Source organism: Micromonospora sp. NPDC005205 (assembly GCF_040608275.1).
Lineage (GTDB): Bacteria > Actinomycetota > Actinomycetes > Mycobacteriales > Micromonosporaceae > Micromonospora.
On record NZ_JBEXHV010000002.1, the window covers coordinates 467,128 to 489,354 of the forward strand.

Annotated in this window: 23 protein-coding genes; 3 read left to right on the forward strand and 20 right to left on the reverse strand. The window is 69.9% G+C overall.

Annotation, left to right across the window (positions count from 1 at the left end; translation table 11 throughout):
- Positions 1–8: 8 nt before the first annotated feature.
- The 13 genes from ABZU43_RS06845 to ABZU43_RS06905 all read right to left on the reverse strand — a co-directional run bounded on the left by ABZU43_RS06845 (position 9) and on the right by ABZU43_RS06905 (position 14,050).
- On the reverse strand, positions 9–686 hold the full coding sequence (locus ABZU43_RS06845; RefSeq protein WP_355005579.1) for a M15 family metallopeptidase: 678 nt from the start codon (positions 684–686) through the stop codon (positions 9–11).
- Positions 683–1,807 (reverse strand): D-alanine--D-alanine ligase family protein, encoded by a 1,125-nt coding sequence (locus ABZU43_RS06850; RefSeq protein ID WP_355005580.1) that lies wholly within the window; start codon positions 1,805–1,807, stop codon positions 683–685. Before ABZU43_RS06850 ends, ABZU43_RS06845 begins: the two co-directional genes overlap by 4 nt.
- Positions 1,804–2,838 (reverse strand): pyridoxal-phosphate dependent enzyme, encoded by a 1,035-nt coding sequence (locus ABZU43_RS06855; protein ID WP_355005581.1) that lies wholly within the window; start codon positions 2,836–2,838, stop codon positions 1,804–1,806. The genes ABZU43_RS06850 and ABZU43_RS06855 overlap by 4 nt, the downstream gene beginning before the upstream one ends.
- A gap of 73 nt (positions 2,839–2,911) precedes the next feature.
- Positions 2,912–3,976: a HAMP domain-containing sensor histidine kinase gene (locus tag ABZU43_RS06860; RefSeq protein ID WP_355005582.1), complete on the reverse strand. Its 1,065-nt coding sequence runs from the start codon at positions 3,974–3,976 to the stop codon at positions 2,912–2,914.
- Entirely contained in the window at positions 3,973–4,638 is a 666-nt protein-coding gene (locus ABZU43_RS06865; protein WP_355005583.1) for a response regulator transcription factor, read from the reverse strand. The genes ABZU43_RS06860 and ABZU43_RS06865 overlap by 4 nt, the downstream gene beginning before the upstream one ends.
- Positions 4,639–5,070: 432 nt before the next feature.
- On the reverse strand, positions 5,071–5,916 hold the full coding sequence (locus tag ABZU43_RS06870; RefSeq protein ID WP_355005584.1) for a DUF559 domain-containing protein: 846 nt from the start codon (positions 5,914–5,916) through the stop codon (positions 5,071–5,073).
- 266 nt (positions 5,917–6,182) lie between these two features.
- A complete protein-coding gene (locus tag ABZU43_RS06875; RefSeq protein WP_355005674.1) occupies positions 6,183–6,950 on the reverse strand; it encodes a G5 domain-containing protein in 768 nt (255 codons plus the stop codon).
- A 270-nt stretch (positions 6,951–7,220) separates the two neighbouring features.
- Complete coding sequence (locus ABZU43_RS06880; protein ID WP_355005585.1) at positions 7,221–8,402, reverse strand: saccharopine dehydrogenase C-terminal domain-containing protein; 1,182 nt, start codon at positions 8,400–8,402, stop codon at positions 7,221–7,223.
- Positions 8,402–9,868, reverse strand: coding sequence for an FAD-dependent oxidoreductase (locus tag ABZU43_RS06885; protein WP_355005586.1), 1,467 nt, complete (start codon positions 9,866–9,868; stop codon positions 8,402–8,404). Before ABZU43_RS06885 ends, ABZU43_RS06880 begins: the two co-directional genes overlap by 1 nt.
- Before the next feature lie 40 nt (positions 9,869–9,908).
- Positions 9,909–10,745, reverse strand: a complete 837-nt coding sequence (locus ABZU43_RS06890) for an ABC transporter permease (RefSeq protein WP_355005587.1) — start codon at positions 10,743–10,745, stop codon at positions 9,909–9,911.
- Positions 10,746–10,803: 58 nt separating this feature from the next.
- Positions 10,804–11,712 carry an ABC transporter permease gene (locus ABZU43_RS06895; RefSeq protein ID WP_355005588.1) on the reverse strand — a complete coding sequence of 303 codons (909 nt, stop codon included), beginning with the start codon at positions 11,710–11,712 and terminating at the stop codon, positions 10,804–10,806.
- Positions 11,709–12,866, reverse strand: coding sequence for an ABC transporter ATP-binding protein (locus ABZU43_RS06900; protein WP_355005589.1), 1,158 nt, complete (start codon positions 12,864–12,866; stop codon positions 11,709–11,711). Before ABZU43_RS06900 ends, ABZU43_RS06895 begins: the two co-directional genes overlap by 4 nt.
- Positions 12,866–14,050 carry a spermidine/putrescine ABC transporter substrate-binding protein gene (locus ABZU43_RS06905; RefSeq protein ID WP_355005590.1) on the reverse strand — a complete coding sequence of 395 codons (1,185 nt, stop codon included), beginning with the start codon at positions 14,048–14,050 and terminating at the stop codon, positions 12,866–12,868. The genes ABZU43_RS06900 and ABZU43_RS06905 overlap by 1 nt, the downstream gene beginning before the upstream one ends.
- Positions 14,051–14,265: 215 nt before the next feature.
- Here ABZU43_RS06905 and ABZU43_RS06910 point away from each other — a divergent pair, with 215 nt between their 5' ends.
- Entirely contained in the window at positions 14,266–14,778 is a 513-nt protein-coding gene (locus ABZU43_RS06910; RefSeq protein ID WP_355005591.1) for an Lrp/AsnC family transcriptional regulator, read from the forward strand.
- Here the strand turns inward: ABZU43_RS06910 and ABZU43_RS06915 are convergent.
- Together ABZU43_RS06915 and ABZU43_RS06920 are read right to left on the reverse strand one after the other, a co-directional pair.
- Positions 14,757–14,966, reverse strand: a complete 210-nt coding sequence (locus tag ABZU43_RS06915) for a DUF397 domain-containing protein (protein WP_355005592.1) — start codon at positions 14,964–14,966, stop codon at positions 14,757–14,759. The genes ABZU43_RS06910 and ABZU43_RS06915 overlap by 22 nt on opposite strands.
- Positions 14,957–15,700: a DUF5753 domain-containing protein gene (locus ABZU43_RS06920; protein WP_355005675.1), complete on the reverse strand. Its 744-nt coding sequence runs from the start codon at positions 15,698–15,700 to the stop codon at positions 14,957–14,959. Before ABZU43_RS06920 ends, ABZU43_RS06915 begins: the two co-directional genes overlap by 10 nt.
- 933 nt (positions 15,701–16,633) lie before the next feature.
- Between ABZU43_RS06920 and ABZU43_RS06925 the strand changes: the two genes are divergently transcribed.
- Complete coding sequence (locus tag ABZU43_RS06925; protein ID WP_355005593.1) at positions 16,634–17,980, forward strand: aspartate aminotransferase family protein; 1,347 nt, start codon at positions 16,634–16,636, stop codon at positions 17,978–17,980.
- 173 nt (positions 17,981–18,153) lie between these two features.
- On the opposite strand, the gene ABZU43_RS06930 is transcribed toward ABZU43_RS06925, so the two are convergent.
- Complete coding sequence (locus ABZU43_RS06930) at positions 18,154–18,522, reverse strand: DUF3499 domain-containing protein (protein ID WP_238691079.1); 369 nt, start codon at positions 18,520–18,522, stop codon at positions 18,154–18,156.
- A gap of 153 nt (positions 18,523–18,675) precedes the next feature.
- Between ABZU43_RS06930 and ABZU43_RS06935 the strand changes: the two genes are divergently transcribed.
- A complete protein-coding gene (locus ABZU43_RS06935; RefSeq protein ID WP_355005594.1) occupies positions 18,676–19,125 on the forward strand; it encodes a metallopeptidase family protein in 450 nt (149 codons plus the stop codon).
- Between the two features lie 174 nt (positions 19,126–19,299).
- Here the strand turns inward: ABZU43_RS06935 and ABZU43_RS06940 are convergent, their stop codons facing one another.
- The 4 genes from ABZU43_RS06940 to ABZU43_RS06955 form a co-directional block, all read right to left on the reverse strand.
- Positions 19,300–19,557 (reverse strand): WhiB family transcriptional regulator, encoded by a 258-nt coding sequence (locus tag ABZU43_RS06940; protein WP_007455784.1) that lies wholly within the window; start codon positions 19,555–19,557, stop codon positions 19,300–19,302.
- Between the two features lie 459 nt (positions 19,558–20,016).
- Positions 20,017–20,346 carry a phospholipase gene (locus ABZU43_RS06945; protein WP_355005595.1) on the reverse strand — a complete coding sequence of 110 codons (330 nt, stop codon included), beginning with the start codon at positions 20,344–20,346 and terminating at the stop codon, positions 20,017–20,019.
- Between the two features lie 18 nt (positions 20,347–20,364).
- Positions 20,365–21,759 carry a DUF4331 domain-containing protein gene (locus tag ABZU43_RS06950; RefSeq protein ID WP_355005596.1) on the reverse strand — a complete coding sequence of 465 codons (1,395 nt, stop codon included), beginning with the start codon at positions 21,757–21,759 and terminating at the stop codon, positions 20,365–20,367.
- A gap of 51 nt (positions 21,760–21,810) precedes the next feature.
- A complete protein-coding gene (locus tag ABZU43_RS06955) occupies positions 21,811–22,089 on the reverse strand; it encodes a hypothetical protein (protein ID WP_355005597.1) in 279 nt (92 codons plus the stop codon).
- Positions 22,090–22,227: the final 138 nt, after the last annotated feature.

Here is a 22,227-nt window from a genome sequence, read left to right on the forward strand (position 1 = left end):
GGAGCGTCCTACCGTTCAGCCGGCACGGGTATCGATCGTGCGGCGGCCAGGTCCACCGGCCCGTACCGGGTGCTCGGGGCCCTGGTGACCAGCGCCCAGTAACGGTCGCCGTACGACCAGTGCCACCACTCGGTCGGGTAGTTGACCATCCCCGCGCCACCGAGGGCGTCCACCATGATCTGCCGGTGCCGGCGGGCGGCGCCCCCGATCGTCGGCGCGTCGGTGAAGCAGGCGTCGGCGCTGTCCTCCGGTGTGGCGTCGATGGCCGTGCCCAGGTCCAGCTCCACACCGTCGTCGGTGCAGAGCGTCAGGTCCACCGCGCCACCCGTGCTGTGCGGGGCCACCTCGACCGGTGACACGAACTTCGTGGTCTCCCGGTGCAGCCGCTGCGGCGACCAGTCCGGGTGCCGCCGGCGCAGCTCGTCGCGGTAGCCGGTGAAGATGGCCAGCTGCGCCTGGTACGGCCGGTAGCCCTCGACCACCAGCAGCCGCAGCCCACCGGGCAGGGCACGCTGCGCGGCAAGCAGGCGGTCCACGACACCTGCGCGCAACCGGGCGTACGCCCCGGCCGGGTCGGCCGCCCGGCCGTCGAGCCGCAACTCCGACACCTCACGCAGGTCGACGAACTCCTCGCCGTCGTCGGCGCTGGGCACCGCCGCCACCCGGGGGTCGGAGAGCAGGATCATCGGATGCTCCCCGGCGTGCCCGCAGACCGTTCCGCATGCCGGACCCGGGCCAACTCGACGAGTCGGTCCACCACCTCCCGGTAGCCGACCCCGACGGCGGCCCACACCTTCGGGTACATCGAGTGCGCGGTGAAACCGGGCATCGTGTTCAGCTCGTTGACGTAGAGCTCACCGGCGTCGTAGAAGAAGTCGACCCGGGCCAGACCCCAACCGCCGATCGCGGCGAACGCGCGCAGCGACGACTCGCGGACCCGCGCGGTCACCTCGTCCGGCAGCACGGCGGGAACGATCATCGGGTCGGCGTCGCCGAAGTACTTCTGCTGGTAGTCGAACCAGCCGCCGCTGACCTGCACCTCGCCCACCGCCGACGCCTCGGGACGCCAGCCACCGAGCACCGCGCACTCCAACTCCCGGCCGACGACCCCCTGCTCCACAATGACGAGTTGGTCGTGGCGAAGCGCCTCCTCCACGGCGGCGGCCAGGTCGTCACCCACGTCGACGCGGGAGATGCCGATCGACGAGCCCATGCTGGCCGGCTTGACGAACAGTGGCCGGCTCAGCCCGGTCACCAACTTCTCCGGGTCGTCGACCTCCCGGTAGGTGTGCGCGTCGAACGACACGTACGGGGTGACGGGGATGCCCTCGGCGCGCAGCGCCCGCTTCATCGCCACCTTGTTCATGCCGACGGCCGAGGCGAGGATGCCGCACCCGACGTACGGCACGTTCAGTGACTCCAGCAGCCCCTGCACCACGCCGTCCTCTCCGTACGGACCGTGCAGCACGGGGAAGACCACGTCCAGCTCGGCGTGCACCGCGCCGGGGGCGTTACCGGCGGACACCTGCACGACACCCGCACGCGGACCGGCCCGCAACTCGACGGCCGGCCCGGTCACCACCAACTGGTCGTCGATGGCCCGCTCGCCGGCCGGTCGGTCGCGCAACTCGGCCAGCAGCGCGTCGGGCATCAGCCGGAAGCCGCCGCTGCGGGTGACACCGATGGCCACAGTGCGGTAGCCGCCACCGGCGAGCGCCCGGGCCACCCCGAGCGCGGAGGCACAGGAAACCTCGTGCTCCGCCGACGGCCCACCGAACAGGATTCCGATCCGAACCGGCGCGCTCACGCCGCCACCCCTTCCTCAGCCAGGTCGGCCGATCGCGAGGCCATCAAGCGGGCCACCAGCGCCGCCTCCACGTTCCCGCCGGTCAGCACCACGCCAACCGTCCGCTGCCGGTCGCTGTCCGACGCCCCTCGGCCTTCGCCGGCCGGTGGAAGCCGGAGGGCTCCGGCCAGGCCCGCCGCCCCGGAGGGCTCGGCGAGCACCTTGAGCTCCGTCAGGATCAGCCGGAACGCCGCCGCGATCTCGTCGTCGTCGACCCGGACGACCCCACGCAGCGTGTCCCGCACGATGGCGAACGGCAGCTCCCCCACGCAGGACGGCCGCAGACCGTCCGCGATGGTGGACGCCGGCGCTACCGGCACGCGTACACCTGCCTCCAGGCTGCGGGCGAGCGAGTCGCAACCCACCGGCTCCACGCCGTACACCTCGATGCCGGAGCCAGCGGCGGCCAGGCACGCGCCAGCCACCCCGCCACCACCACCCACCGGTACGACCAACGCGTCCAACGGCGTCCCCACGCGCTCGGCGTCCTCGATCAGCTCCAGGCTCGCGGTGCCCTGCCCGGCGATCACGTCCGGGTGGTCGTACGCGTCGACGACGGGGTGACCGCTCTCGTCGCTGAGCCCGTTGGCCACCGCCACCCGCTCCTCGACGCTGGTGCCGGCGAACACCACCCGCGCCCCCGCCGCGCGCGCCCGGTCGACCTTCGTCGACGCGGCGTCGACCGGCAGCACCACTGTCGCCGCGAGCCCGTGCTGCCGGGCCGCCAACGCCACCGCCACCGCGTGGTTGCCGGTGCTCTGCGCGATCACCCCGGTGTGGCCGGCCACCGCGAGGCGGCCGACCGCACGCAGCGCACCCCGCATCTTGTACGAGCCGCCGTGCTGGAGGTTCTCCGCCTTGAGCAGCACCCGTGCCCCGGCAAGCTCGTCGATCACCGGGGAACGCAGCACTGGGGTGCGGACCACGTGGCCGGCCAGCCAGCGGCTGGCCTCCTCGACATCGGCCCGGACCTGACCAACTGTGCCTGTCATCGTCTCTCCTTTTCGGGCACGCCACAGGCAGGGTCCAGCGGTACGTGGACCCCGGTGACTGTGGGTGGAAGTGTCAGTTCACTGTGGGTAGCTGGACGTCGACCCGCAGGCCGCCGTACTCGGCGGGCCGGGCCGCGATGATGCCGTCGTGGGCCTGGGTGATCGAACGGGCGATGGCCAGGCCCAGCCCGGCCCCACCGCCCTGCGAGGTCCGGTCCCGGGCAAGTCGGCGGAACGGCTCGAACAGACCGGCGACCGCCTCGGCCGGCACGGGCTGGCCGGTGTTGACCACTGACAGCGCGGGCACGCCGCTCACCACGACGGTCAGCGAGCCGCCCGGCCGGTTGTACTTGATCCCGTTCTCCACCAGGTTGGTGACCAGTCGTTCCAGCAGCACCCGCTCGCCGACGACCATCCGGGGTTCGAGATGGGTCTCCACGGTGACGCCGGCCTCCCGGGCCCGGTCCAGGTAACCGGCGAGCACCGCCTCGACGATCGCGTCCAACCGCTGCGGTATCCGCGAACGGAGACCCTGGTCGCTCTCGCTGAGCGCGAGCAGGCCCTCGATCAGTCGTTCGTTGCGCTCGTTGGTCTCCAGCAGCTGACTGGTCAGCAACTCCAACTGCTCGCCGGTGAGCGCCCTGGCCATACCGACCTCGATGAGCGTCCGCTGCACGGCGAGGGGCGTACGCAGCTCGTGCGAGGCGTTCGCGGCGAACCTCCGCTGCCCCTCGTAGCCGGCGGAGACGCGTTCCATCATCTCGTCGATCGCCCTCGACAGCCGGGCCAACTCGTCGCCACCCCGGGGCCGGATCCGGTGACCGAGGTTCTGCGGGCCGAGCTGCCCGATCGGCCCGGCCAGGTCAGCGACCGGGCGCAGGCACCACGCCGCGGCGAACCAGAGCCCCACCAGGACGGCGAGGGTCACGAGCAGGACGGCCAGCAGGGGCAGCATGAAAGCCCCCGGCCGTACGTTGCGGCACACCGCCGACATCCCCGGCACGGGCAGGTCACAGAACTGCTGTCCCCAGTTCCAGGTCACCCCCGACAGCCACTTGCCCATCGCCGGCAGTACCGGGCCGGCCAGCAGCGCCAACAGCCCCACCAGCAGCACCCGACGTCGGGGCGTCCAGCTCACGCCGTGCCGCCGATGCGGTAGCCGGCCTTCGGGACGGTGTGGATGATCGCGGGATCGCCGAGCTTCTTGCGCAGGGTCATCACGGTGACCCGTACGGCGTTGGTGAACGGGTCGGCGAACTCGTCCCAGGCCTGCTCCAGCAACTCCTCGGCGCTGACCACCTGGCCGTCCGCGCGCAGCAGCACGTGCAGCACCGCGAACTCCTTGGGGCTCAACGCGAGAGGACGGCCGTCCCGGGTGGCCAGGTGCCGACCCACGTCCAGGGCCAGGCCGTCCTGGGCGAGCACAGGTGGCAGCGCCGGCGTGGACCGTCGCCCGAGGGCCTGCACCCGGGCCACCAACTCGGCGAAGGCGAACGGCTTGGTCAGGTAGTCGTCCGCGCCGAGGCCGAGGCCCTCCACCCGGTCCCGGATGCCGGCCGCCGCGGTGAGCAGCAGCACCCGGGTGCCGACCTGTGAGTCGGCGATGCTGCGGCACACCTCGTCGCCGGTGTGGCCGGGCATGTCCCGGTCCAGCACCGCGACGTCGTACCGGTTCACCCCGACCCGCTCCAGCGCACCGTCACCGTCGTAGCAGACGTCGACGGCCATCGAGAGGCGGCGCAGCCCTTCGGCCACCATGTCCGCCAACAACCGCTCGTCGTCCGCCACCAGCACCCGCACGTTTTCCCGCTCCCCCAGTTCGGCTTGCCCGGCACACCGTCGCAGGCCCGGGTTAAGGGTTCTGTAAGCACCCGCCGCAGCCATCCTCCACGCGGCTGTCCAGCGGGCAAACCATCGCAACCCAGCCCCCGCCCCCTTCGTCCCCGTCTCACACGCCCCGCGCCAAACGTCCCAACACCACGAAGAGCCAAAGCAATCAACAGTGACCCGCGTCACGAGGCCCCCGAAAGTCACCCACCCCCGCCCCGCCCCGCCCCGGCCCGGCCGAGCCCCGCCGAGCCCCGCCGAGCCCCGCCCCGCCCCGCCGATCTTGCACTTTGTGTTGCCGAAATATGAGTAAGGCGTTTTTTGTCGGGGCAGAAAGTGCAAGATCGGCGAGGACGCGAGGGCGAGGGCGAGGGCGAGGGCACGGGGGCACGGCACGGGGGGTGGTTAGGAGAGGGCTGCGCGGATGGTGGCTTTGATGTGTTCTGGGCGGCGGTAGAGGTCGCGGTCGGTGAAGTAGCGCATCCGCCAACCCGCTGCGGCCAGCCAGTTGATCCGCTCACGGTCGTGCCTGAGTCGATCGCGGCTCAGGTGCGACAGCCCGTCGTACTCGATGCCGATTCGGCGTTCGCGGTAACCCAGATCGAGCCGGTACAGAGGGATGCCATGGCGGTCGGTAACCCATAGTTGCGGCTCCGGCGGCGGCAGGCCTCCGTCGATCAGGATCAGTCTCAACTGGCTTTCTTGTCGGCACTCCGCCCTGCCGTCTGCCAGCGGTATTAGTTGGCGGGCCTGGCGGACACCCCGCAATGAGTTGTGGGCCGCAACCTCGACCAGCAGGTCATCCTGGGTGACCAAGCCCGACCGCAGCGCGGCGTCGAGCACTGGGAGTGCGTCGACCCGACGAGCGGCGCGAGCGAGGTCGACTGCACAGCGCGCCGGCGGCACGCAGGGTATGCCTGCGACAAAGATCGGCCAAGCAGGTAGAACCGTCCGGTGAACGACCACCCCGGGCAGACGGGGCTTTGGCACCTCGGCGGGCAACTGGATGTGGATCAGATCGTCGCGCAGGACCCCGAAGCCGTATCGGCGGGCGGCACTCTGCCGCGCCAACATCGCTCCGTCGGGCAGCCGGAGCATCAGGGCACGCAGTTCGTCGTCGTCGTCGCAGGGCTTGTCGGCGTAGACCCCTCTGCGCACACGCAGGATTTCCTCGCGGTCGAGCCGAGTACGTATCCGTCCAACGGTGAGCTGCCGCATCAGCGCGTCCGTACGCCACAACTGAGTTGCCATGGAGGGAGGCTGACCGACCCGAATCTCCGCGAGCGCCCCGTAAGAACGACCTGTGGAAAACCAACTCCCCTGTGGACAACTCCCATAAGACCCTCAGCCGTGCTAGCACCAACCCCCAAGATCCCACCCCAAAGCCCTCACCCTCGCGATCTTGCACTTTCTGTCGAAGATATGTCCGATAGGGGGCATAAGTAACCGCAAAAAGTGCAAGATCGCGGGGGTGAGAGGGGTGAAAGGGGCGCGACGCAGGTCGGGGGGGTTCAGGACTAGTCGCAGGCTATGCCGTCGCCGTCTCGGTCCAGGTCGTAGATGTCGTCGCCGATGACCCTGATCGGCCCGCTGACGTAGGCGGGGCCGTTGCCACTGCCACCCGCGCAGTCGACGTCGCTGGCGATCGGGACGCAGCCGCTGTAGTTCGGGTCGCACTTCGACGACTGCGGCTTCTTGGTGCCGACGGCCACGACCTGGGTCACCGGCTGCTTCGTCACTGCGGATTTGACCAGCTTCCTGGCCGTCCGCACGCCGTCGGTGGTGGTCACCTCGTAGGTCATGGTCCGGACGCCGTTCACGCCCTTGGTCCGGACGACCCGCTTGCCCTCGGCCAGTGACGAGTCCTTGACGGTCCGCTCGCCGTACCGGATGGTGGCCTTCTCCGTCACGGTCGTCACCTGCACCACCGGCACGGCCGCCGCCGACGAGGGCGCCGTCGCAGGCACCGACGAGGGCACTGTGGAGGGCGCGGCGATCGGCGACTCCTCCTGGGCCGGGGCCTCCTCGGTCGGCTCGCCGGGCGCGGCCAGGATCGGCTGTTGTGGTTGCTCGGCGGCGGTGCCGGTCCTGGTCGGCTCCGGCTCGCCGGTCAACGCGCCGACGATGGCGGTGCCGGTGCAGCAGAGCAGCAGGATCGACAGCGTGACCGAGCCGAGGATCACGGCGACCCGGCTGGCGGGAGTGGCCCGGCGGAACCAGTTCGGTCGGGGCGTCTGGCCGAACGACGGCGGGTACGGCGGCCCCGGGTGCTGTGGTGGTTGCATCGTCACGGCGATGAGTGTCGTCGCAAACACAGCGTGCAATATCCTCCGTCGCGTTCGTCACCTGCGCCTTTCGCTTCGCGGGAAAGATCGGTGGGCGCGTTGGCGGGCGACGAGTCGGCAGGTGCGGCAACCCTCCAGGCTGGCCGGGCAGGGCCGATCGTGCGGGTATCAGCACCAACAAAAGCCGCAGATCACCACGCACCGCATCGGCAGCGGCCGGAGATCGAACGGCGGTGACGGAACTGTCGCTATGCCGTCAGCGGGGTGGGCTCACCGTTCCTCCATCGCCCATGGTGAGCCGTAACCGTTCAGCAGGTCGAGGAAGGGCATCGGGGGCAACGCCTCCGGTCCGAGCACGCCCACGCCGGCCCACGCGCCGCTGGCGAGCAACTCCAAGGCGACGACCGGGTTGACGGCGGTCTGCCAGACCACCGCCTGGTGCCCGTACTCCCGCATCGACCATTCGTTGTCGACCACGTGGTACAGGTAGACCTCGCGGGGTTGCCCGTCCGGGCCGAGGCCGCGTACCCAGGTGCCGGCACAGGTCTTGCCGCGCATCCGGGCGCCGAGCGTGGCCGGGTCGGGCAGACTCGCGGCCACCACGTCGCGCGGGGAGACCTCGACGCCGCGTACCAGCACCGGGGAGACGGCGTCCAGTCCGAGCTTGTGCAGCGTCTTGAGCACCTCGATGAACTCGTCGCCCAGGCCGTACTTGAAGGTGACCCGCCGGGCCTTGACCCAGCGCGGGATGAGCAGCACCTCCTCGTGCTCGACGTTGACGCACTCGACCGGCCCGATCCCCTCGGGGAAGTGGAAGACCTCCGGCTCGGAGAACGGTTCGGTGGTGAACCAGCCCCGGTCCTTCTCCCAGATGACCGGCGGGTTGAGGCACTCCTCGATGGTCGTCCAGATGGAGAACGAGGGCGCGAAGTCGTACCCGTCGACTGTCAGGTTCGACCCGTCCCGGACACCGATCTCGTCGATCTCGCTGAACAGTTCGTCGGCGGCGTAACGGGCGAAGACGTCGGAGAGGCCGGGCTCGACCCCGATGCCGCACAGCGCCAGCCGACCGGCCGCCGACCAGGTGTCGGCCAGCGCGAACTGTTCGTCGCCGAGCTTCACGCCGGTCTCGACGTGTGACAGCGACATCGCCATGTCCAGGTAGTCCGCGCCGGCCGCGAACGCGCCGTCGAAGATCGGCATGACGAACCGCGGGTCGACGGCGTTCAGCACGTGCGTGATCCGGTGCTCCCGGCACAGTGCGGTGACCGCGTCGGCCGAGGAGGCGTCCACCTGGGCGGCGACGAAACGGTCACCGTGCCCGGCGACCGCCCGTTGGGCCCGAACGGGGTCGTGGTCGGCCACCACGATGGTCTCGAAGAAGGTCCGTCGGGCGGCGATGGCTACGGCGGCGGAGCCGACGCCACCGGCGCCGACGAGGAGGACACGCATCAGGAATCAAACCCCAAACCGAAACGATCGAGAGTACGGAGCCAGAGGTCGCGCCGACCCTCGCGCGCGTCGGCGCGGGCCAGTGACCAGCGGGTGAGATTGATGCCGACCGCGCGGACGGGTTCCGGTGGGAACGGCAGTGGCTTGCGGCGAACCAGGTCGAGCCGGGTCAGCGGGGTGTTCCCGCCGTCGAGCAGGTCGAGCAGCACCCGGGCTCCGAAGCGGGTGGCTCCGACGCCGAGGCCGGTGTAGCCGGCCGCGTACGCCAGCCGACCGCCGTAGGCGGTGCCGAAGAAAGGGCAGAACCGGGTGCAGGTGTCGATGACTCCGCCCCAGCGGTGGCTGAACCGCACGTCGGCGAGCTGCGGGAACGTGGTGAAGAAGTGGCGGGCGAGGGTGGTGAAGGTGGCCTGTCGTTGTTCCAACTCGGGCGCTACCCGGTTGCCGTAGTGGTAGACGGCGTCGTAGCCGCCGAAGAGGATCCGTCCGTCGGTGGTGATCCGGTAGTAGTGGAACTGGTTGGCGGTGTCGGCGAGCCCCTGCCGGTTGCGCCACCCGATGGCGTCGCGCTGGGCGGGGGTGAGCGGCTCGGTCATCAGCACGTGGTCGTAGACCGGCACCAGGTACGCCCGCAGCCGGCGTAGCAGCGGCGGAAATGCGTTGGTGGCCAGCACGACCCGACGCGCCCGGATCGAGCCGGGCAGGCCGGCGGCACTGGTGTCGGCCCGGCCACTGTCGGCCGGGTGGGCGGTGGGACCGGTGCCCAGGGTGCTGGCATGCAGGGCCGCACCGGCGGCGCGCAGTCCGGTGACCCGGGTGTGCTCGTGCACGCGTACGCCGAGGTCGAGGCAGGCGCGGCGCAGCCCCCAGGCCAGCTTCGCCGGGTCCACCATGGCCACCCGGTCGGCGTCGAACATCCCACCCAGGTACGTCGGTGAGTGCACTTCGGCGCGCACCTCGTCCCGGTCGAGCAACCGCACCCGGTGGCCGTACCGGCGGGCCAGGTCCGCGTCGGCGGCCAGCCCGTCGAGTTGGTACGGCTCGACGGCGACGGCCAGCTCACCGGTGCGCTCGAAGTCGCAGTCGATGTCGAACTTTTCGACGGTGGCGGCGATGGCGTCCAGGTTGTCCCGGCCGAGGCGTTCCAACTCGCCGACCTCGTCGGGGAACCGGTCGACACCGTTGGCGAGGCCGTGGGTCAGCGAGGCGGCGCAGAAACCACCGTTGCGCCCGGAGGCCGCCCAACCGCAGGTCCCGGCGTCGACGAGCAGGACGTCCCGGTCCGGGTCCGCCTGTTTCGCCAACAGCGCGGCCCACAGTCCGCTGTAACCGCCGCCGATCACCAGCAGGTCGGCGGAGTGCCGACCGCTCAGCGGCGGTAGCGGGTCGGGGCGGTCCGGGCGGTCGAGCCAGTACGGCACGGGTGCCGCGTCGGCCAACGCCCGGCCGGTATGTGGGAGCGTCATGACGGCCCGCCCGCCGGGTGGTCCGGAGCATCGGGGCGGGTCATGACGACCGACGCGGGTGACCCGACGGCGCGGACAGCAGCGCGGCGCGGCGGGCCCGCCGACCGCGCAGCGAGCTGAGCCCCACGAGCAGCAACGCGACCGCGAACATCGCCGTGCCGATCACGTTGACCTGCGGTGGGATGCCACGCTGGGCAGCACCCCACACGTACATCGGGAACGTGACGGTGGTGCCGGCGTTGAAGTTCGTGATGATGAAGTCGTCGAAGCTGAGCGAGAAGGCCAGCAACGCGGCGGCCACGATGCCGGGCAGCACCAGCGGCAGGGTGATCCGCCGGAAGGTCTGCCACTCGTTGGCGTAGAGGTCCATGGCGGCCTCCTCCAGCCGCCGGTCCATCCCGGCGAGCCGCGCCTTCACGGTGACCACCACGAACGACACGCAGAACATCACATGCGCGATCACGATGGTCCAGAAACCCTGCGGTACGCCCGCCGACACGAACAGGGCCAGCAACGACGTGCCCATCACCAGTTCCGGGGTGGCCATCGGCAGGAAGATCAGCACGTTGATCCCGGATCGGCCACGGAAGCGGTGCCGGACCAGCGCGAACGCCATCAGGGTGCCGAGCACTGTGGCGACCACCGTGGCGATGAAGCCGATCTGCACACTGCGGACCACCGCGTCGCACATGTCCGAGGTGGCGCACGGCTGCCGCCAGTTGTCCAGTGTGAACTCGTTGAAGTCGTACGACAGTCGGCTCGACGGCCGGTTGAACGACAGCCCCGCCACCACCAGGATCGGCAGCGCCAGGTAGCCGAGCACCAGCAACGCCACGATCATCACCCAGCGGTCCGCGAGCCAACGGGAAACCCTCATCGGAGCCGCCTTTCATTCGCGACTGCGGGGCTCCGCTGCGCTGCACTCCTCGCGCTCATCAGAGGACCTCCTCCGTGCCGGCTCGACGGAGGTAGCCGAAGACCACCGCGAGGATCGCCGCCATCAGCAGGAACGACAGCGCGGCGCCCTGCGGGTAGTCCAGTCGGACCAGGAACGCCGAGTCGATGACGTTGCCGATCATGTATTCGTTCGGGGTGCCGAGCAGCTCCGCGTTGATGTAGTCGCCGCTGGCCGGGATGAAGAACAGCAGCGTGCCGGCGACCAGACCGGGCATGGACAGCGGCAGCGTCACCCGACGGAACGCCTGCACAGGGCTCGCGTACAGGTCGGTGGCCGCCTCCAGCAACCGCGGGTCAAGCCGCTCCAGGCTCGCGTACAGCGGCAGCACCAGGAACGGCAGGAAGTTGTACGTCAGGCCGAGCACCACAGCGAACGGGGTGGCCAGCAGTCGACCGTCCGGGGCGAGCAGGTGCACGTCGCGCAGCAGACCGACGAGCGCGCCGTTGTCCGACAGGATCGTCTTCCAGGCCAGCGTGCGGACCAGGAAGCTGGTGAACATCGGCGCGACGACGCACACCAGCAGCAGGTTCTTCCAGCGGCCGGCCTTCTGCGCGATGGCGTATGCCAGTGGGTAGCCCAGCAGCAACGCCAGCACCAGGGCCAGCCCGGCGTAGCCGAACGAGCGCAGGAACTGCGGCCAGTACGCCTGGAGCACGTCCGGGTAGTTGCCGACCGCCCAGGTCATCGCGTACCCGGTGGAGAGCGAGCCGCTGGGGTCGTACAGGCTGGCCGCCGCCAACTGCACGAGCGGCACACCGAAGAAGATGAGCAGCCAGGCCGCACCCGGCAACAACAGGAGGTACGGCAGGAGTCGGCGTCGCCCGGACCGGGCTGCCGGTGGCGCGGCGGGCGGGCGCCCCGACCCGGTGGGGGCCAGCAGGGTCACGACGACACACCCACCGGCTCGTCCAGCACCGGTGCCGTCCGGTCGGTGTCGGCGGCATCCCGGGGCAGCAGGAACGCGTGCCGCGGATCCCAGTACGCCACGGCCTCGCTGCCGACCGCCACTGTCGTCGACGTCCCGCTGTTGGCGGCGAAGACCGACAACTCGGTGCCCCAGCCGGTGCGCAGCAGGTACTGCGTGCTGACTCCCACGTAGGAGGCGTCGGTGACCACTCCGGTGACGTGCTGATGCCCGGCGGGCACCTGGTCGGCGGAGCCGACCAGAATCAGCTTCTCCGGGCGTACCCCCAGGTGGACCGGACCGCTCTCGGCCCGTGCGCGGCCGGCGGGCACGGAGAAGCGCGTGCCGTGCGCCGTCACCGCGACGTCGCCGCCGCCGACGCCGGTGGCTTCGCCGGCGAGCAGATTGGACTGGCCGAGGAAGTTCGCCACGAAGGCGGTGGCGGGAAACTCGTAGATGTCGGCCGGGGCACCCAACTGCTCGATCCGGCCGGCGTTCATCACCGCGACGGTGTCGGCCATGGTCATGGCCTCCTCCTGGTCGTGGGTGACGTGCACGAAGGTGATGCCGACCTCGGTCTGGATGCGCTTCAGCTCGATCTGCATCTGTCGGCGCAGCTTGAGGTCGAGTGCGCCCAGCGGCTCGTCGAGCAGCAGCACCTGCGGCCGGTTGATCAGCGCGCGGGCAAGCGCGACCCGCTGCTGCTGCCCGCCGGAGAGCTGGGCGGGTCGGCGGCTGCCATAGCCGTCGAGCTGCACCAGCGACAGCATCCGGGAGACCTCGTCGTCGACCGAGCGGATGCCGCGTCGGCGCAGCCCGAAGGCCACGTTCTCGAAGATGGTGAGGTGCGGGAAGAGCGCGTAGCTCTGAAAGACGGTGTTCACCGGCCGCTTGTACGGCCGCAGCCGGGCGATGTCGGTGTCACCGAGCAGCACCTGGCCGCTGGTCGGCTCCTCCAGGCCGGCGATCATCCGCAACGTGGTGGTCTTGCCGCAGCCGGACGCGCCGAGCAGCGCGAAGAACGAGCCCTGCTCGATGGTCAGGCTCAGGTCGTCCACAGCGGTGAAGACGCCGAACCGTTTGGTGAGGTCGGCCAGGCGCAGGTCGCCGGCGGGTGTCTCGCGCGCCATCCTCATCACGCCCCGATGACCTGTTGGAACTTGCCCTCGTACTCCTTCTCCTGCTTCTCGTCCAGGGCCATGAACACCTTGGACTTCGACAGCAGCGCCTCGTCCGGGAAGATCAGCGGGTTGGCGGCCAGCTCGGGATCGATCTTCTCCATCTCGGCCTGAGCGCCCTTGACCGGGCAGATGTAGTTGACGTACGCAGCGAGCTTCGCCGCGACCGCCGGCTCGTAGTAGTAGTTGATCAGCGCTTCGGCGTTGCCCTTGTGGGTGGCCTTGTTGGGGACCATCATGTTGTCGCTGTAGAGCATCACGCCCGAGTCCGGCGCGACGAACCGCACCTTCTCGTCCTCACCGGACAGTTGGATGACGTCGCCGGACCAGCCGATGCACGCGGCGATGTCGCCCTTGGCCAGGTCGGGCGCGTAGTCGTTGCCGGTGAACTTGCGGATCTGCCCGGAGTCGACTGCCTTCTTGAGCTTGTTGAGGGCGTCGTCGAACTGGGCGGCGGTGAAGTTGGCCGGGTCGTGCCCGTTCGACCCGAGCAGCAGGCCCATGGTGTCGCGCATCTCGCTGAGCGCTGTCACCTTGCCCTTGAGGTCGGGGCGGGTGAGCAGTTCGTCGACGGTCCGCAGTTCCTTCGTGACGTTGCCGTTGTACGCCAGTCCCGCCAGGCCGGACTGCCACGGGATGGAGATCCGGTTCTCGGTGTCGAAGGGGCGGTTGAGCAGCGACGGAAGCAGGTTGGCCTGCACGTTCGGGATCTTCGCCGGGTCCAGCTTCTGGATCCAGCCGAGCCGGATCATCCGGGCCGCCATCCAGTCGGTCAGCACGATGATGTCGCGGTCGGTGCTCTGACAGGCGGCAAGCTGGTTCTGCACCTTGCCGAAGAACTCGTTGTTGTCGTTGATGTCCTCGGTGTAGGTCACCTGGATGCCGGTCTTCGTGATGAACTCGTCGAGGCTCGGCCGCTTGGACTCGTCAGCGTCGTCAACGTCCATGTACTGCGGCCAGTTGGCGAAGGCGAGTTTCTTCTCGGTGCCGGAGAGGTCCTCGCTGACACAACCAGCTTCGGTCTGCTGCGCGCCCTTGGTGCCGCAGCCCGCGAGGCTGCCGCCCATGGTGAGCAGGGCGGCCGAACCGAGAGTGCCGGTGAGCAGTCCACGCCGGGAGAGGGGCCGGAGGGGAGTACGCATGACGACTCCTAGGGGGTCATCGTCGGCGGGCGGGACGGGGGAGGCACGCCGGCGGGAATGTCGGGAGGGTCAAGTGCCATGGACGACTGATCCTGACATGAGGTGACCTCCCTTACAAGGGATTCCGTTGCGGGAATAGCGATGCACGACGAAATACGCCAGACTACGCGGTGATACACGCGCGACATCACGATTCGGGACATGGGGAGCGGGCAATGACAAACCGGCAGCACGAGAACAGCAACGGGAGTCGACGCGTCGCTGTCCGTGAAGGCGCCAATCACGCTCTGCTGGATGACGTGGCCAAGCAGATCATCGAGCAGCTCCAGGAGGACGGCCGCCGCCCGTACGCGACGATCGGCAAGGCGGTCGGGCTGTCCGAGGCGGCGGTCCGCCAGCGGGTGCAGCGACTGCTCGACTCCGGGGTGATGCAGATCGTGGCGGTGACCGATCCGCTCCAGCTCGGCTTCAACCGGCAGGCGATGATCGGCCTGCGCACCGACGGCGACCTGGAGGCGGTCGCGGACCGGCTGGCCGAGCTGGACGAGGTCGACTACGTGGTGATCACCGCCGGGTCGTTCGACCTGCTCACCGAGGTGGTCTGCCGCAACGACGACCACCTGTTGGAGATCCTGCAACGACTGCGCGCGGTGCCAGGGGTGATCTCCACCGAGGCGTTCGTCTACCTCAAGCTGCGCAAGCAGACCTACACCTGGGGTACGGCCTGACGCCCCGGTTTCACCATGCCGACGAACGACGCCCAGGCGGTCGGCGCGAAGGCCAGGGTGCCGCCGTCGCGGTCCTTGCTGTCGCGCACCAGCACCCAACCGGGCAGGTTGTCGGCCACCTCGACGCAGTCGCCGCCGTTGTTGCTGCTGCGGGTCGCGGTGCGCCAGCGGGCGTCGGTCATGTCCATGTCGTGGCCACTTCCCTGATCAGCTCGATCGACCGGCGTTGGGGGAACGCCTCGCCGGTGACGCTCTCCCACCTGCGTCCCAGGTTAGCGACGTCGAGGGGATCGGTCACGACCTGACCGCGGAGCTGATTGTCGAGGTACGCCAATTCCGTCCCGTCGGGCAGCCGGCCCAGCACAAAAGGGCCGGCCAGCCCGGTGTGCCACGGGCTCTCGGCCGGAATGACCCGGACCTGCACGTGTTCCCACTCGGCCACTCTCGCGAGGTGGGCCAACTGGTCGGCCATCACGGCACGGTCGCCGACCGGCCGGCGCAGCACCACCTCGTCGATCACCGCCACGAGTTGCGGTGGGGCGTCGCGGCACAGGACCGCCTGCCGTTCGAGGCGGCTCGCCACGATCTGGTCCACCTCGGACGGCGCGACCAGCCCACCGGTGCCCAGGATCGCGCGGGCGTACCCCTCGGTCTGGAGCAGGCCCGGCACGAGCAGCGGCTGGTAGGACCGGAGCGACGCGGCGTCCTGTTCCAGCTCGGCCCACGGCCGGAACCACGGCAGGTCACGGCGGCGGAACGGCTCCGGCCAGAGATCGGCCGCCTCCCGGCGCAGCACCTCGGCCACCGCCACCCGGGTACGCGGATGCGGAATGCGCCCAGAAGCGAGCCACCGCGCCGCCGTCTTCGGGTCGACGCGGACCTTCTCGGCCAACGACTCGACAGTCTCCCCCGCCTCGGCCATCGCCACCCGCAACGCCTCGTTCGCCACTGGGCCCTCCCGCCGCTCATCCGTGCCCGCTTCCCCGTGCCGCTACTGCTCCCCGTGCCGCTCGTCCGCGCCGCTCGTCCGTGCCGCTCGTCTGTGCCGCTCGTCCGTTTCGCAGCTTCCTCTGGTCAGCAGACGGGCCGCTCGATACACATCGCGGCGGACGTTAGTCACGCTGAGTGTCGATGTCTTCGCACTACCGGCGTGTTGCGGTGTGACGTGTTGGCGCGCATTCCGGACGCCCCCAGGCCGTCCCCGAAGTGCCCCACAAGCGTCCCGAAGGCCGCGCGTCCCCCGACCCAAGACCCCACCCCTCCCGGCCTTCAGCCCTCGCCTACCCGGCCCCGCGAGGCCCCCTCCCCCACGCTTGATCCACTCGACTTCACCGACACGGCGGTATCCACCACGTCCGGACACCGCGATTTCAGCGAACCGGTGTGGATCGATCCGGCGGCCGTGGGAGGCACCACCACCGGGCGGGTCCCTTGGAGCTGATGTCGCAAACGATTCGGCGATCGGCAGGGCGAACCTGGGCGGGCAACTGACACGAACCAGGCCCAACCCCGACCGGCGGCCGTGATGCCCCAAGAGATCCGGCGATCCGCAGGGCAAACCGGAAGGACAACGGACACCGAACCAGGCCCCACCCCGATCGGCGGCCGTGATGTCGCAGACGATTCAGCTCCAAAGGCAGCCACCAGCACACCTCCGGCCCCTCCCGACCACCGATCGACCGACCAATAGTGGTGCGGATTCCGTTGCATCAGTGGCGCACGTGCGCTGAATCCGTCGCCAACTGACCGTGATACCGCCGATAACACTTGCCCCGGAGGTCTCGACTGTGCGATAACCGTTGGCAGAGCGGCCGGCCTCACCCCTTTGACCGGCCCGACGACCGATGGGGCTGACATGGCCAACGCCACCGACCACCTCTGGATGCACTTCACCCGGATGGCGAGCTACTCCGCCGGTGAGGTGCCGACCATCGTGCGCGGCGAGGGAGCATACGTCTGGGACGCGCAGGGTCGCCGCTACCTGGACGGGCTCGCCGGGCTCTTCGTGGTCAACGCCGGCCACGGCCGCACCGAGCTGGCCGAGGCCGCCGCCAAGCAGGCCGGCGAGCTTGCCTACTTCCCGCTCTGGTCGTACGCGCACCCGAAGGCCGTCGAGCTGGCCGAAAGGATCGCCGCGCTCACCCCCGGCGACCTCAACCGGATCTTCTTCACCACCGGCGGCTCCGAGGCGGTCGAGGCGGCGTGGAAGTTGGCCCGCGCGTACTTCAAGCGCACCGGGAAGCCCAACAAGTACAAGGTGATCAGCCGCTACATCGCCTATCACGGCACCTCGATGGGCGCTCTGTCGATCACCGGCCTGCCCGGCATCAAGAGCGACTTCGAGCCACTGGTGCCGGGTGCGATCAAGGTGCCGAACACGAACTTCTACCGGGCGCCCGAGCACGGCGACGACCCCGAGGCGTTCGGCCGCTGGGCCGCCGACGAGATCGGACGGGCCATCGAGCGGGAAGGCCCGGACACTGTCGCCGCGGTCTTCCTTGAGCCGGTGCAGAACTCCGGCGGGTGCTTCCCACCGCCGCCCGGTTACTTCGAGCGGGTACGGGAGATCTGCGACGCGTACGACGTGCTGCTCGTCTCGGACGAGGTGATCTGCTCGTGGGGGCGGTTGGGCGAGTACTTCGGCGCGGTGCGCTACGGCTACCAGCCGGACATCATCACCACCGCCAAGGGCATCACCTCCGGCTACGCCCCGCTCGGTGCGATGATCGCCAGCGACCGGCTGATGGAACCGTTCCTCACCGAGACCGGCATGTTCGCCCACGGCGTGACCTTCGGTGGGCACCCGGTCTCCTGCGCGGTGGCGCTGGCCAACCTGGAGGTGTTCGCCCGCGAGGACCTGGTGGGGCACGTACGCGCCAACGAGGATGCCTTCCGCGCCACTCTGGAGAAGCTGCACGACCTGCCGATCGTCGGCGACGTGCGCGGCGACGGCTACTTCTACGGCATCGAACTGGTCAAGGACAAGACCACCCGGGAGACCTTCACCGAGGCCGAGTCGGAGCGCCTGCTGCGCGGCTTCCTCTCCACCGCCCTGTTCCAGGCGGGCCTCTACTGCCGGGCCGACGACCGGGGCGACCCCGTCATCCAGCTGGCCCCGCCCCTGATCGCGGAGCAGCAGCACTTCGACGAGATCGAGCAGATCCTCCGCACAGTCCTAACCCAAGCCTGGACCAAGCTCTAACCCCCACCCCCACCCCCACCCCACCCCCACTGCCGCCCCCGTTGATCATGAAGTTATTGCCACGACACGCCGAGGCGCGGGGCAATAACTTCATGATCAACGCCGGAAGGGGGCGCGGCCGGGCCGGCCGGGCCGGGCCGGGGGCGCGGCGGACTGGTGGGGCGCGCGGGGTTTTAGTGGTTGGGGGGGATTACGCGGAGGTGGCCTCGGCGGCCGGTCTGGTGGGGGTGCTCGGGACGGTTCTGGTCCGGCTCCGGAGGGCGGGGGGCCGGGCGGGCGGCTTCGCGGACCGCTTCGGCCAGCGCGACGAGGTCGTCCGTGGTCGGCGGCGGCGGTTCGAACTCGCCCTCGTGCCGGACGACGTCCCAGCCCCGCGGCGCGGTCAGGCTGCGGGCGTGCGGCTCGCACAGGTCGTACGTGTGCGGCTCGGCGAATGCCGCCAGCGGCCCCACCACCGCTGTCGACTCGTTGTAGACATAGGTCAATGTGGCGACCGCTTGCCGGGGGCAGCCGTTACGGGAGCAGCGCCGTGGTGACCTCACGTGCGGCAGGGTATCTCCATTACCGGGTCCCGCGCATCGCTTCGCGTTGCGACACGCCCGTCATGGTGATCACAGTCGAACGTTCTGGGCGCGCCGCGCCACGGGAGCGGCGCTGCCGCTGACCAGCCCGACACGGGCGCTACCCTTTGCCTCATGACGAGCCCGGAACACCGCCGCCCCGCCTCTGGCCGGCGTGGGCATCGTGACCGGCACGGGCGCGGCCTGCGTGGGCGGCTGGTTCCGGCCACTGTGCCGCTGGCGCGGACCAAGGCCGAGGTCTTCGACGACCTGGTCCTGGACACCGTCGAGACGCTGGAGCGTCGGTTCGCCAAGGAGCTGGCCGGGGTCGAGTTCGCTGTCGAGGACGTCCCGCCGGACTTGAACGTCTACGACTCGGACGTGCTGGAGGATGGCGAGGTCCCGTTGGCCCGGCTGCTGCCCGGCCGCCCGGGCCGGCAGGAGGTGCCGCCGCGGATCGTGCTGTACCGGCGGCCCCTGGAGTTCCGGGCGATGGACCGTGAGGACCTCGCCGATCTCGTCCATGACGTGATCATCGAACAGGTGGCGAACCTTCTCGGGGTGGATCCGGACGAGCTCGCCTGAGCCGAGCCCAACCGCCGACCGCGCGGGAAGCGGACGGTCGGGCGGCCCCCGCCGCCCCGACCTCAGGCCGCCCCCCGGCAGCCCGCCCCGACCCGCACACCGCTGAGGCAGCCCTCGCCTCGACCCTCGAACCACGCAGGCCCCTCACAACACGCAGGCAGCCCCGCGCACCGCTCAGGCGGCCCGCCGCTTCAACTTGCGCCGCTCCCGCTCGGAGAGCCCACCCCAGATGCCAAACCGCTCGTCGTGACCCAGTGCGTATTCGAGGCACTCGGTCTTGACCTCACAACGCGAGCAGATGCGCTTCGCCTCGCGGGTCGAGCCGCCCTTCTCGGGAAAGAACGCCTCGGGGTCGGTCTGCGAGCACAACGCCCGCTCCTGCCACTCCGGCGCGTTTCCGAGCAGGTCGGCCACCTCAAGCTGGCCGTCCATCAAATGCCTCCTTGTCGCGCACCGGCGTCATCGCCGCTGCAACCCCCCACGCGAAAGGCGTGCTTGTCCATCCCGTCCCGTTTTGTTGCGTTCCGCGCGAACAACCCCATTCAAATTACACGCGTGTAATGCGTGCGCCGTCAAGCCAAACTTGATAATGGAGTCGCCCTCCCGACACCCCCGGTCGGCCACTCGGGCCGTCCAGCCTCGCAACCTGCCCTATCGATTCAGACCCCGGCCGAGTAACGCCCTCTCCGGCGAGTTGCCCGACTTTTCTGCCGTGGCGCTTCTCCGACGAGTCGCTGAGCGGCCGGCACCAGAGACCGTCACCCCTAAGCTGATCTTGAATGGGGGACAGGTTAACGCGGTGCGGCGCAGACCGCCCGTCGAGCTGCGGACAGCACTCGCGCCCCGTCCACAATGTGGACGGGGCGCGGTGGTGAAACAGGTGCGTCGAGGTCAGCCGGCTGCCCCAAAACCGCTGCTCGGCCAGACAAACTCGGCCACCGCTCCACCATGGACGGTGATGGTGCCGGCAGACGTATGATCATCCCACCAGACGGTATAGATCCCGCTCGGCAGGTCGGGATAGACCGCGCTGTGGAACGAGCCGTCGCGCACCAGGCGCTCACGCACCGCCGAGTGGACCCGCCGGTCGTCGTCGCGGCTGATCTCGATCTCCCGGCCGTGCAGATCCCGACCCGTGTAGACGATCAGGGCACCGGTGTCGCCGCCCAGATCGAGGACGACGGTCCCCGTCTCCGTCGGCCCGTACGCGTGCTCGTGCATTTGTGCTCCCCGCCCCGGTCAGGACGCCGCCGACGGGTTGTTGAACCCGTCGTACGGCGTACCCAGGTAGGGGAAGTTTCCAAGGAACGGCGCGGTCACGTCGGCGGCGCTCAGCCCCGGGGTGACCGCGGCGGCCGCCGCGTCCGGTCGGAAGGTCTTGTCCACCAACGGGACGGTGACCCCGGCGATGGCCCGCAGGGCGATGCTGACCACGTCGTCGCCGACCCGCCGCCCGTTCGGGAATCCGGCCAGGTCGCCGCCGAGCACCCCGAACCGGTCCGGGCGCCCGGTCGGCGGGATCGCGGTGTTCAGTCGCAGCATGTCAGCCTGCACGTCACCTGTGGTGTTGGTGAAGCCGTCGATCAGCCCGGCCGGCACGCCGGTGAGCAGGATCGCCACCAGGTCGGCCCGGGCCTTCTTCGCCTTGGTGAGCTTGTCCAGGTTGGGGAAGACGTCCGGGTAGAGCGCCGGCAGCAACGCGGCCAGCTCGGGCTGCTCGACGAACTGGGCGAACCGCTTGTCCTCCGACGGCGGCAGCGAATTCCACAGGTCCTTCTTGGACATCGGCACGATGACCTCGTTGAACAGGGGATTGCCCAACCGCGAGACCTGGGTGAACGGGCCGGTGCTGGTGTCCGCCGCACCCCGGTCGCCGAGCACCCGCACCTGCCGGCGCGACGCCGACGTCCACACCCCGATCACCGACGCCCGATCCGCGGCACCGTAGCGGTTGGCGCGCCGACGAACCCGCTCCAACGGCACCTGCACGGCGATGCTGTGCACGTTCATCCGGTCGGTGGCGTTGACCGGCTCCCCCTCGGCCTTGAAGATCTTCTTCCCCGCGACGTGCAGTTGCTGGAACGGCCGCAGCGTGCCGAGGTCGAAGATCGCCCCGAGGTCGACGAAGAACCCGTCGGCGCGCTGCCCGGCGAAGACCCGCTCCCCAGTGGAGAGCGAGAAGGTGGCCTGCCGCACCAGGTCGGCGTACGTCGGCGTGGACAGCGGACCGACGTTGCACGGCGGGCACTGCAACTTGTGCGCCAGCCGGTGCTCGCGGCCGTCGGCCACCCGGGTCAGGCTGTAGAACTGCCGCCGGTTCCAGTTCTTGCTGTCCAGCGAATCGATCGGACCGGTGTTGTAGAGAAAACTGTTCGGGTTGGTGATCTCGGTGGTGAATTCGAACCGGTAGGTGACATCCGGGCGACCGTCACCGTCGTTGTCGATATGGATCTCGTAGCGCACGTCGTCGCCGAACTCGAAGAAGTTCGGGCCCCCGGAGGGGAGCTGCAACGGCACGTAGTTGGCGATCAACGTGACCGTGTCGCGTTTGTCGGGGCTGACGAACGCGTACAGGTCGGAGCTGTCGGCGACCGGATCCTTGGCTATCTCCGGGGCCTCGCGGTGGGAAGACATGACGGACCAACCTCACTGGGCGGGGACAGGATGGCGGGGCAGAAGGTCGGGTCAGCGCCGGGCGGCGCGCCGCAGCCGGTCCGCCAGGCCGCGGTCGCGTACCTCGATGCGCCTCTCACCGACGAAGACGTCCATCGTTCCGGAGTCGGCGTCACGCAGGTGCACGACGATCGGCTCGTCGGCTCGTCCGGCCGCTCCGGGGGCGTTCTGCGCGGCCGACAGGCCCGGCACTGTGAGCGCGGCGGCACCGAGGGTGGCGCTCGCCGCGGCGGTCAACGTCTGCCGGCGGGTCAGTCGCGGCCACTGCCGCTTCCGCTGATCACTGGTCATGGGCAACCTTTCCGGCGGTGGCGCGAACGCGCCCGCGGAGACGGACGGGTCCGGTGCCGTCTCGCGACGCCGCCGGGCCCCTGAGGGGACACCGGCGGCGGTCCTCGCCGCGACCGCCACCGGCATCGCGTGGTACGG

Excerpts from the sequence above, each read along its gene's own strand:
- ABZU43_RS06845 (WP_355005579.1), bottom strand. The coding sequence starts at position 686 with ATGATCCTGCTCTCCGACCCCCGGGTGGCGGCGGTGCCCAGCGCCGAC.
- ABZU43_RS06855 (WP_355005581.1), bottom strand. The coding sequence starts at position 2,838 with ATGACAGGCACAGTTGGTCAGGTCCGGGCCGATGTCGAGGAGGCCAGC.
- ABZU43_RS06870 (WP_355005584.1), bottom strand. The coding sequence starts at position 5,916 with ATGGCAACTCAGTTGTGGCGTACGGACGCGCTGATGCGGCAGCTCACC.
- ABZU43_RS06875 (WP_355005674.1), bottom strand. The coding sequence starts at position 6,950 with ATGCAACCACCACAGCACCCGGGGCCGCCGTACCCGCCGTCGTTCGGC.
- ABZU43_RS06880 (WP_355005585.1), bottom strand. The coding sequence starts at position 8,402 with ATGCGTGTCCTCCTCGTCGGCGCCGGTGGCGTCGGCTCCGCCGCCGTA.
- ABZU43_RS06885 (WP_355005586.1), bottom strand. The coding sequence starts at position 9,868 with ATGACGCTCCCACATACCGGCCGGGCGTTGGCCGACGCGGCACCCGTG.
- ABZU43_RS06890 (WP_355005587.1), bottom strand. The coding sequence starts at position 10,745 with ATGAGGGTTTCCCGTTGGCTCGCGGACCGCTGGGTGATGATCGTGGCG.
- ABZU43_RS06900 (WP_355005589.1), bottom strand. The coding sequence starts at position 12,866 with ATGAGGATGGCGCGCGAGACACCCGCCGGCGACCTGCGCCTGGCCGAC.
- ABZU43_RS06905 (WP_355005590.1), bottom strand. The coding sequence starts at position 14,050 with ATGCGTACTCCCCTCCGGCCCCTCTCCCGGCGTGGACTGCTCACCGGC.
- ABZU43_RS06910 (WP_355005591.1), top strand. The coding sequence starts at position 14,266 with ATGACAAACCGGCAGCACGAGAACAGCAACGGGAGTCGACGCGTCGCT.
- ABZU43_RS06915 (WP_355005592.1), bottom strand. The coding sequence starts at position 14,966 with ATGGACATGACCGACGCCCGCTGGCGCACCGCGACCCGCAGCAGCAAC.
- ABZU43_RS06920 (WP_355005675.1), bottom strand. The coding sequence starts at position 15,700 with ATGGCCGAGGCGGGGGAGACTGTCGAGTCGTTGGCCGAGAAGGTCCGC.
- ABZU43_RS06925 (WP_355005593.1), top strand. The coding sequence starts at position 16,634 with ATGGCCAACGCCACCGACCACCTCTGGATGCACTTCACCCGGATGGCG.
- ABZU43_RS06935 (WP_355005594.1), top strand. The coding sequence starts at position 18,676 with ATGACGAGCCCGGAACACCGCCGCCCCGCCTCTGGCCGGCGTGGGCAT.
- ABZU43_RS06940 (WP_007455784.1), bottom strand. The coding sequence starts at position 19,557 with ATGGACGGCCAGCTTGAGGTGGCCGACCTGCTCGGAAACGCGCCGGAG.
- ABZU43_RS06945 (WP_355005595.1), bottom strand. The coding sequence starts at position 20,346 with ATGCACGAGCACGCGTACGGGCCGACGGAGACGGGGACCGTCGTCCTC.
- ABZU43_RS06950 (WP_355005596.1), bottom strand. The coding sequence starts at position 21,759 with ATGTCTTCCCACCGCGAGGCCCCGGAGATAGCCAAGGATCCGGTCGCC.
- ABZU43_RS06955 (WP_355005597.1), bottom strand. The coding sequence starts at position 22,089 with ATGACCAGTGATCAGCGGAAGCGGCAGTGGCCGCGACTGACCCGCCGG.